An 8,202-nucleotide genomic window follows, 5' to 3' on the forward strand; every position below is an offset into this window, starting at 1 on the left:
ATGGAAACGGATACAAAAAGCCAGCTTAATTTTGAAGCGGCATACGAGCGGTTAAAAGACGTTGTGAAACGTACACCGCTTGAATATAACGCCGGTCTTTCGGCCAAATACGAGTGCGAGGTTTATTTAAAACGCGAAGACCTGCAGATCGTGCGTTCATACAAATTGCGCGGTGCATACAACATGATCAGTCAGTTAAATGATGATGAGCTGAGCCGCGGTGTGGTTTGCGCAAGTGCGGGCAACCATGCACAGGGTGTAGCTTTTTCATGCAACCGAAAAGATATTAAAGGTGTAATTTTTATGCCCGAAATAACCCCCAAACAAAAGGTAAAACAAACCGCCATGTTTGGTAACGGCAATGTAGAGATTGTGCTTACCGGCGATACTTTTGATGATTGCCTGGCCGAAGCGCTCATCTATACCGAAAAAAACAAAATGACTTTTATCCCCCCTTTCGACAACTACCGCGTTATTGAAGGCCAGGGAACGGTTGGTGTTGAGATATTGCAGGACCTGCCCGATATTGAAGCCGTAATTATGCCTATCGGCGGCGGCGGCCTGGCAGCAGGCACCGGAACTTATCTTAAAAATCACAACCCGAATATTTACCTTATAGGCGTGGAGCCTGAAGGTGCCCCATCAATGCTGGGTGCCATTAACCATGGCAAACCGGTTACATTAGATGAGATCGACCGCTTTGTTGACGGTGCTGCCGTTAAACGCGTTGGCGCATTAACTTATGATATTTGCAAAGATATCCTTAACGATATGCTGCTGGTGCCCGAAGGTAAAGTTTGCACTACCATATTAAAACTGTACAACGAGGATGCCATTGTTGTAGAACCTGCCGGCGCACTATCAGTAGCTGCGCTTGATGCCTGCAAAGAGCAGATCAAAGGTAAAAAGGTGGTATGCGTAATCAGCGGCGGTAATAACGATATTGCCCGCATGCAGGAGATCAAAGAAAAATCACTGCTGTACGAAGGCCTGAAACATTACTTCATCGTTCGTTTCCCGCAGCGCCCGGGCGCTTTGAAGTTGTTTGTGAATAGCGTATTAGGCCCTGGTGATGATATTACCCGTTTTGAGTTCATTAAAAAGAACGAGAAAGAAAACGGCCCGGCGTTAGTAGGTATCGAACTAAAAAATGCCGAGGATTATCCGGCGCTGCTGCAACGCATGCATGCGCACCGTTTTAATGTTATTGAACTGAATAAGGACCAGACTTTATTTGAGTATTTGGTGTAAACTCACTGATTTTTAACCTATCGTCCCGTTCTGGCGCAAGTCTTGTGCGCTGAATGAGCACTGGGTGACTTGTGCCTTCTGACAGTCACAAGTCACCCATCCCGCAGGCAGCTTCACAAGACTTGCGCCATTAGGGTGTAAAGCTCTTAATCTACCGTCATTGCGAGCGGAGCGTAGCAACCACAAACTATGCAGAGCGGATTTGCTTCCGTGCGATTGCTTCGTGCCTCGCAATGACATAAAGGGTGATTTACTCCACCACCACATCAATCCAATTCCCATCACCTTTGATGATATTGATCAACTCATCAAGCGCATTGGCCGAACTGATATTTTTCTTCACGGCTTCCTTGCCGCGGTAAAGGGTAATCTTATCAGTACCAGAACCCACATAACCATAATCGGCATCGGCCATTTCACCCGGGCCATTTACGATACAGCCCATGATGCCGATCTTCAAGCCTTTTAGGTGACTGGTACGGCTCCTGATCATCTGGGTGGTAACCATCAGATCGAACAGGGTACGCCCGCAGCTTGGGCAGGAGATATATTCAGTTTTAGAGATCCGTGAGCGCGTAGCCTGCAAAATACCAAAGGCGGTAGAGGTAATAACCCCTGCAGGCAGTTCAGGTGCATCTATCCAGATACCATCACCAAAACCATCAACTAATAAAGCGCCGAGGTCTGTTGAGGCGTAGAGTTGTAATTTAGATGTGAGATCTGAGATTTGAGATTTGCGATCAGCTTCAACCGTGGGCTTTCCAACTTCCGGACTTTCCAACTCAAACAAGTAACTTCTTTTCACAATCACCGGCACATCAAGCCCTAATTCTTCCATTTTAAAGAAGAACGAGCGCTGCTCGGCCATGCCATGTAAAGCTTCTGTTTCAAGTACCAGCACCAGCGAATTATCCAGTTGGATAGAGCTGAAAGCTTCCGAATCTATATCGGCAGGTTGTAACTTTACAAGGTTCAGTTTGGATGAACGGTCAACATCACCAATGTACTCCTGCAAGGTAAATACAGGGTGACAGTTTGTTTTATCGCCCAGTTTAAGCCAGGTATTGTAATTATACAGTTGCTTTAAATTACCAGGCAAGGTAAATGAAGGCAATTCATCAGCCAGGTAAACAAAATCAACCGATTGCTCGGCCATGTTATATTTATCCAGTAATGGCGAGTACAGGTACCCGGCCTCGTTCAAAACAGCCGGGTCTTTCAGGTTCTTTTTTGACAGATCGATAACCACCCTCGGCACCATATGGCCACCTATGAAAGCGTTGGCTTCGTAAGTATGACGCTTTTTGTATTCGTAGGGATTATGTTTTGAAGGTGAAAGGTCAAAGGTGAAAGGTGAAAGGTTTTTATCGTCAATAGCTTCTGCTTTTTGCCTTTCGCCTTTTGCCTTTTCCCTCAAAGTGTAACGTTTAACCAGCTCAATAGCTACCGGGGCTTCGGCTTCGGGTTCTTCGGTGAGGGATACGCGTACGGTATCGCCAAGGCCATCCTCCAATAAGGTGCCGATGCCTACGGCCGATTTAATACGGCCATCTTCGCCATCGCCGGCTTCGGTTACGCCAAGGTGCAGCGGGTAGTTCATACCCTCGGCAACCATAGTTTCCACCAGCAAACGGTAAGCCTGCACCATCACCTGCGGATTGCTCGATTTCATCGAGATCACGAGGTTATAAAAATTCAGCTGCTCGCACATCCGCATAAATTCCATGGCAGATTCAACCATGCCCTGCGGGGTATCGCCATAACGGCTCATGATCCTGTCGCTCAGCGAACCGTGGTTGGTGCCTATACGCATGGCAGTGCCGTACTCTTTACAAACTTTTACCAGTGGTGTAAATTTCTGGAAAATGCGTTCCAGTTCTCCCTGGTACTCCAGGTCGGTATAGTCAATCTGGTCAAATTTCTTTTTATCGGCGTAGTTCCCGGGGTTTACACGCACTTTTTCAACTATGCGGGCGGCTACTTCCGCAGCATTTGGGGTAAAGTGGATATCGGCAACCAGCGGCACAGTGTAACCACGGGCGCGAAGCTGCTTTTTAATTTCGGCCAGGTTTTGAGCTTCCTTGATGCTTGGTGCTGTAATGCGCACATACTCGCAACCGGCATCAACCATGCGGATAGACTGCTCAACCGTACCGATGGTATCCATGGTATCGGTAGTGGTCATGCTTTGTATGCGGATTGGATTATTCCCGCCCATAGGCACATCGCCAATATTAACCTCGCGGGTAATAAAGCGTGAGTATTCGGTTAACGAATTACAATAACGGCCGGGCAGCACTTTAACAGCATCAGTATTCATCAATGATGGAAATTAATATGATGCAAATTTAATGAATATGTTTTTGATTAGCCTGCCCATGCGTAAATGATAAATTATTATGACGTTAACTCGTTATCAAATGAATATATATATTTTAGTACCTGATAACCTTTATCTATTCACGATGAAAAACTACTTTTTGCTTTTATTAGTGCTTATCTTCCTTTTTTCTTGTAAAAGCAGCACTAAACAATCTTCAACAGATACCGGCCTGACACCCAATAAAGTCGAAAAATCAGATATTCTCATTGAAAAATTCAAACCATTATTACAGGGCACCTGGGTAAAGAAAGCTTATATTGATAAAATCGCAAAAACAAAATCACCATTGGCCGCGGTGGACGAGGCTTTGGATATAACTACATTTAGTATTAATACCATAGACATGAAAGGCAATAGTATTATTGTCCCCATTGGCTCAGGCAATCATGACGGAAGCAACCTTACATTATCATTTAAAGAAGGAAAACGACCGTCGTCATTAATAATCGGAGCCGGCGAACTTAGCGTTGCCGTTGATCATGGTGATACCACTATTACCCTTTATTACCCTGATGACAAAAACCAAGTAAAAGCCACTCAGTTTATAAGGGCAAACTCCAAAAAGGTGATGCAAATTGCGGATGGAATGTACCGTATGGTTAATAAAGTGCTTATAGCCGGGATTTACAATATAATGGATACCACAGCCAACGCAACGGTGATATTTAATATCGACGGAAAAGTGAAGGGGTTTAAAAGCTTTAAAAACTATGTGATAAACATTGATCTTAACTCAGACGCGATGGATAATCTTGATGAGATCCGGTTTGATGATGACACCAGAAATCGCAAGTCTTATTCTTTTAGGTTTGATGCCGATACGCTCAAGCTTTATGACATTAAACCAAATGCGGATTCTACACTGTTAGTATTAGATAAATTGAGATATAAATTGGTAAGGCAGAAATAGAATAAACTATAAATTCACTAAATTTCAATATGGCAACTCAGTTCATCACTAATGAAAAAGGCAAAAAGACCGCTGTAATTATTCCGATAAGTGAATACGAGGATTTGCTGCATCAACATCACATCGATCTGGAATTAACCGATGAGTATAAAAAAATGATGGATGGGATGTTGGATGATGAAGACAAAAGCAAAGTAACAAATGTTTCATTTGAACATATTAACAATAGATTTAATAGTGACCTTTTAAAGAAATTTTAACTGCTCTGGCTGACCTATGCCTTTATATGGCTCCTCACTAATAGCTTTAAGCAATTCTTTTATTTTCTTGATGGCTTGAATATTTCCGCTTTTCCTAAAATAATCAAGATCGTCGTCGGCTTTCGCTGTAAATTGTATGATCACAGATCGTCGATATTTACTACACGTGTTTCACCTCTTTTTACTTGTTCCCTACTCTCTTTTATTTTAGCTACAAATTCAGGATCATAATCAGATTTCTCTTCTTCAAAAGAAATTTTAAATGCTTTCATGAAAGTCTTCAAAGCAGCTAATTGCTCTTTATTTCGTGGATGTACAATTAATGATTCCATATTCAAATTTAAACATTAAACATTGATGTTCAAAACTGCTCTCTATACCAACCTATCCTTAATCACCAGCGTCCCGGCAATCATATCATGTAAGCACTGCTGCTGTTTATTAAAAAACGCCATCAGGTAGCCAATAAAAAAAGTCAATACCGAAAATATTTTGGCCAGATTGCGGCCTATGGCTTTGGCAAGGCTGATCCTGTTTCCGTCCATATCAACCACTCTTATTTTAAGCATTTGCTTACCGTAAGTAGCTTGCTTATCCGAGCTTTCCATCACCACATGATAAATAAATTTACCTATGGGGGTAAATGCTACAATAGCGATAGAGGTAATAATACGGGCCTGCTTATCCGTAATGAACAGGAACACCACCATAGCAGCAAGCAAAACAAACACGCCAAAAAGTATAAACCAGTCCAACGCCGAAGCCAGCCAGCGCTGGTCAAAACTACCATAGTATTGCATGAGCAATTTAGGTCGGGCAAAGCCAAACAGCTCCCTTAGTTCGGCAATTTCCTGGGCTTCCTTATAATCTACCATGTCACCGGTTTTAACAAAATCGCCAGGTTTGATACCGCGGGCTTTGAGTTCGGGAATGGTAAAAGGGCCTTCGGGTTTACCGTTGATGACTAATATGTAGGATTGGGGCATGGGATGATTGGTTATATAACCATGTCATTGCGAGGAGGAACGACGAAGCAATCGCATGCTATACAGGGCGGTTATGCCTTCGTGCGGTTGCCACGCTTCGCTCGCAATGACATATTTTTATTTGTATTTTATCCCTCTAAGATAAATATTCCTTCCACCAATCAGAATTATAAGCGCCTTTTACTTCAGTTGGTTCACCGGGTTTGGGTACCAATAAATCGATGTGTTTTTGTTTTGCCATGGTGGTTAGCCATTCAATAGGCTCATACCAGGCGTGCGGGGCCAGGTTAAAAGTACCGTAATGAATGGGCATCATCAGCTTTCCTTTCAAATCAAGATGGGCGTTTGAAGCATGATCAGGCCCCATGTGAATATCCGGCCAGAACTTTCCGTACGCTCCTATCTCCAGCATGGTCAGATCAAAGGGGCCAAAAGCCTCTCCTATAGCCTTAAATTCAGGCGAGTAACCTGAATCAGCCCCAAAGTAAATATTATGCTGCGGACCTTTGATCACAAACGACGACCACAGTGTTTCATTCCTCCCGGTGATCCCCCTGCCCGAAAAATGGCGCGCTGGTGTAGCCGTAAGCACAATTTCATTGCCTATCAAAACGCTGTCGCCCCAATCCATTTCAGTAATAAAGTTGGCAGCCATGCCCCAGTTGGTTAAATGCTGGGCTACCCCCATCGAACAGAAAAAGGGAATACTTTTGTCAGCAAAGAACTTGATGGTAGCTTTATCCAAATGGTCGTAATGATCGTGCGACTGGATCACTGCATCCAGCGGAGGCAGATCATCCAAAGCTATTGGCGGTTTAAAAAACCGCTTCGGACCAAATGATTGTGAAAACGAAACCCGGTCGCTCCAAACCGGATCGGTAAGGATGCGTTTTCCGTCAATCTCTATCAGGATGCTGGAATGGCCTATCCAGGTAATGCGCAAACCAGATGCGGGCGGGGTACTGTAAACCAACGGACCCGTTTTAAAAGGCCCTAAAGTTTTTATAGGCGTGTTTTCGGCCTTGTTGTTCATGTACTCCCTTAAAATAGGGATCATTTTGCCAAAGCCTGCCTCATCAGTGGGTATGGTATTTTGATATTTTCGTCCTTTTTTACGCGATGCGGGTAAACTCATAATGGCAATTATAGTACTTATATCAACTATGATATAAGTAACGCAAAAAAGTTACGAATGGTTGGAAGCGTTAAACCTTTATTTACTTAAGAATGATATTGCTGTATCACAAAATTCAATCAGCGAAGCCGGCAAAACATCCCCGGCAAAAGGATGTTCACCGCCAAAAGTATGGTCGGCACCTTTTTGTACTATATATTCGGCCGCAGGATTAGCTTCATGCAATTGCTCCGAATGACTTACAGGTACAGTGGGATCGGCATCGCCATGAATGATGAGCCATGGCTGGGCTATTTTAGCAGCCTGCATTAAAATATCCAACCGGAGCGGATGGCTATCCAGATCATCCAGCAGAGTTGATTTTACAGGCATTTGCTGACCGGTACGCTTATTTTCAAAATAAAAAACACTCTGTAAGCGCCATTGCTGTTCTATCTGCTTAGGCCAAAGGTTCCGGAAGCCGGAGATAGAGGCCATGCTTACCAGCTTTTTGATCCGCGCGTCTTCGGCAGTTTTGATAATGCTTACACCGCCGCCCATGCTATGGCCAATCAGGTATACACCGTTTGCTACAGGCATGCTTGCCCCGCTGCAGGCAAAATCAATAATGGTATCCAGGTCTTCCAGTTCAATAGAGATGGTATTATCGGCAAAAGCGGTCAGATCGGCAAAGTCTAACGGGTTGGCAGGTGTTGTGCCATTGTGCGAAAAATTGAATTTCAGGAAACGGAAGCCTTTTTCAGCAAAGTACCGGGCTAAAAGATCATGCGTACCCCAATCCTTAAAGCCCTTAAAGCCATGGGCAAAAATTACCAGCGGCGCGTTTTTAAAAACATCATCATAGGTAACATCAATAAGCATTGGCCGCCCTTTGGCGCCGGGAAGGGTGAAATTATCTTTCCTGATCATGGCGGCTAATTTAGCATTAAAGAAGATAATGTTGGGCGGTTAATTGGTGATAAACGGTATTCTCTTGGCCAGTATTATTTAACAAAAGAAGCGTCATTGCGAGGTACGAAGCAATCCCAAACTGTACAGGGTAGCTTGCTTGGCTGACCTGCATGACGGGGATTGCTTCGTACCTCGCAATGACGCTTCTTAGTATACTTTTTTAAACTATTCCCTACACCCTCTTCCCATTAAAAGTAATATTCCCGTCCCCTCAGGGTCTCTCGCAGATTTAAGTTAACCCATAAAATAAAAAAGTTATATTAGTGTCCCTAATGGGGATATTTGAAGAATCAAGGTGCATCGCATTACAGGTTCAGGGAATTCAG

Annotated in this window: 9 protein-coding genes; 3 read left to right on the forward strand and 6 right to left on the reverse strand. The window is 43.8% G+C overall.

Annotated features, from left to right (window positions below):
- Positions 1 to 1,251, forward strand: a complete 1,251-nt coding sequence (gene ilvA, locus ACFFGT_RS22740) for a threonine ammonia-lyase IlvA (protein ID WP_377024808.1) — start codon at positions 1 to 3, stop codon at positions 1,249 to 1,251.
- Between the two features lie 250 nt (positions 1,252 to 1,501).
- Here the strand turns inward: ilvA and ispG are convergent, their stop codons facing one another.
- A complete protein-coding gene (gene ispG / locus ACFFGT_RS22745; protein ID WP_377024809.1) occupies positions 1,502 to 3,571 on the reverse strand; it encodes a (E)-4-hydroxy-3-methylbut-2-enyl-diphosphate synthase in 2,070 nt (689 codons plus the stop codon).
- Positions 3,572 to 3,716: 145 nt separating this feature from the next.
- Between ispG and ACFFGT_RS22750 the strand changes: the two genes are divergently transcribed.
- Together ACFFGT_RS22750 and ACFFGT_RS22755 are read left to right on the forward strand one after the other, a co-directional pair.
- Positions 3,717 to 4,544 carry a hypothetical protein gene (locus ACFFGT_RS22750; RefSeq protein ID WP_377024810.1) on the forward strand — a complete coding sequence of 276 codons (828 nt, stop codon included), beginning with the start codon at positions 3,717 to 3,719 and terminating at the stop codon, positions 4,542 to 4,544.
- A 29-nt stretch (positions 4,545 to 4,573) separates the two neighbouring features.
- A complete protein-coding gene (locus tag ACFFGT_RS22755; protein ID WP_377024811.1) occupies positions 4,574 to 4,804 on the forward strand; it encodes a hypothetical protein in 231 nt (76 codons plus the stop codon).
- Here ACFFGT_RS22755 and ACFFGT_RS22760 read toward each other — a convergent pair.
- From ACFFGT_RS22760 to ACFFGT_RS22780, 5 genes are all read right to left on the reverse strand, one after another.
- On the reverse strand, positions 4,790 to 4,948 hold the full coding sequence (locus ACFFGT_RS22760) for a type II toxin-antitoxin system YoeB family toxin (RefSeq protein WP_377024812.1): 159 nt from the start codon (positions 4,946 to 4,948) through the stop codon (positions 4,790 to 4,792). The two genes, ACFFGT_RS22755 and ACFFGT_RS22760, sit on opposite strands and share 15 nt — an antisense overlap.
- Positions 4,945 to 5,136 (reverse strand): DUF2683 family protein, encoded by a 192-nt coding sequence (locus ACFFGT_RS22765; RefSeq protein ID WP_377024813.1) that lies wholly within the window; start codon positions 5,134 to 5,136, stop codon positions 4,945 to 4,947. The genes ACFFGT_RS22760 and ACFFGT_RS22765 overlap by 4 nt, the downstream gene beginning before the upstream one ends.
- 42 nt (positions 5,137 to 5,178) lie before the next feature.
- Positions 5,179 to 5,790: an RDD family protein gene (locus tag ACFFGT_RS22770; protein ID WP_377024814.1), complete on the reverse strand. Its 612-nt coding sequence runs from the start codon at positions 5,788 to 5,790 to the stop codon at positions 5,179 to 5,181.
- Positions 5,791 to 5,926: 136 nt separating this feature from the next.
- Positions 5,927 to 6,925 (reverse strand): MBL fold metallo-hydrolase, encoded by a 999-nt coding sequence (locus ACFFGT_RS22775; RefSeq protein WP_377024815.1) that lies wholly within the window; start codon positions 6,923 to 6,925, stop codon positions 5,927 to 5,929.
- A 78-nt stretch (positions 6,926 to 7,003) separates the two neighbouring features.
- Positions 7,004 to 7,834: an alpha/beta hydrolase family protein gene (locus ACFFGT_RS22780; RefSeq protein ID WP_377024816.1), complete on the reverse strand. Its 831-nt coding sequence runs from the start codon at positions 7,832 to 7,834 to the stop codon at positions 7,004 to 7,006.
- Between the last annotated feature and the right edge of the window lie 368 nt (positions 7,835 to 8,202).

The organism is Mucilaginibacter angelicae, assembly GCF_042434235.1.
Taxonomy (GTDB): domain Bacteria; phylum Bacteroidota; class Bacteroidia; order Sphingobacteriales; family Sphingobacteriaceae; genus Mucilaginibacter; species Mucilaginibacter angelicae.

What these genes read in the sequence shown, in the direction of transcription:
- ACFFGT_RS22750 (WP_377024810.1), top strand. Translation starts at nt 3,717, where the DNA reads ATGAAAAACTACTTTTTGCTTTTATTAGTGCTTATCTTCCTTTTTTCT.
- ACFFGT_RS22770 (WP_377024814.1), bottom strand. Translation starts at nt 5,790, where the DNA reads ATGCCCCAATCCTACATATTAGTCATCAACGGTAAACCCGAAGGCCCT.
- ACFFGT_RS22755 (WP_377024811.1), top strand. Translation starts at nt 4,574, where the DNA reads ATGGCAACTCAGTTCATCACTAATGAAAAAGGCAAAAAGACCGCTGTA.
- ACFFGT_RS22780 (WP_377024816.1), bottom strand. Translation starts at nt 7,834, where the DNA reads ATGATCAGGAAAGATAATTTCACCCTTCCCGGCGCCAAAGGGCGGCCA.
- ACFFGT_RS22765 (WP_377024813.1), bottom strand. Translation starts at nt 5,136, where the DNA reads ATGGAATCATTAATTGTACATCCACGAAATAAAGAGCAATTAGCTGCT.
- ispG (WP_377024809.1), bottom strand. Translation starts at nt 3,571, where the DNA reads ATGAATACTGATGCTGTTAAAGTGCTGCCCGGCCGTTATTGTAATTCG.
- ilvA (WP_377024808.1), top strand. Translation starts at nt 1, where the DNA reads ATGGAAACGGATACAAAAAGCCAGCTTAATTTTGAAGCGGCATACGAG.
- ACFFGT_RS22775 (WP_377024815.1), bottom strand. Translation starts at nt 6,925, where the DNA reads ATGAGTTTACCCGCATCGCGTAAAAAAGGACGAAAATATCAAAATACC.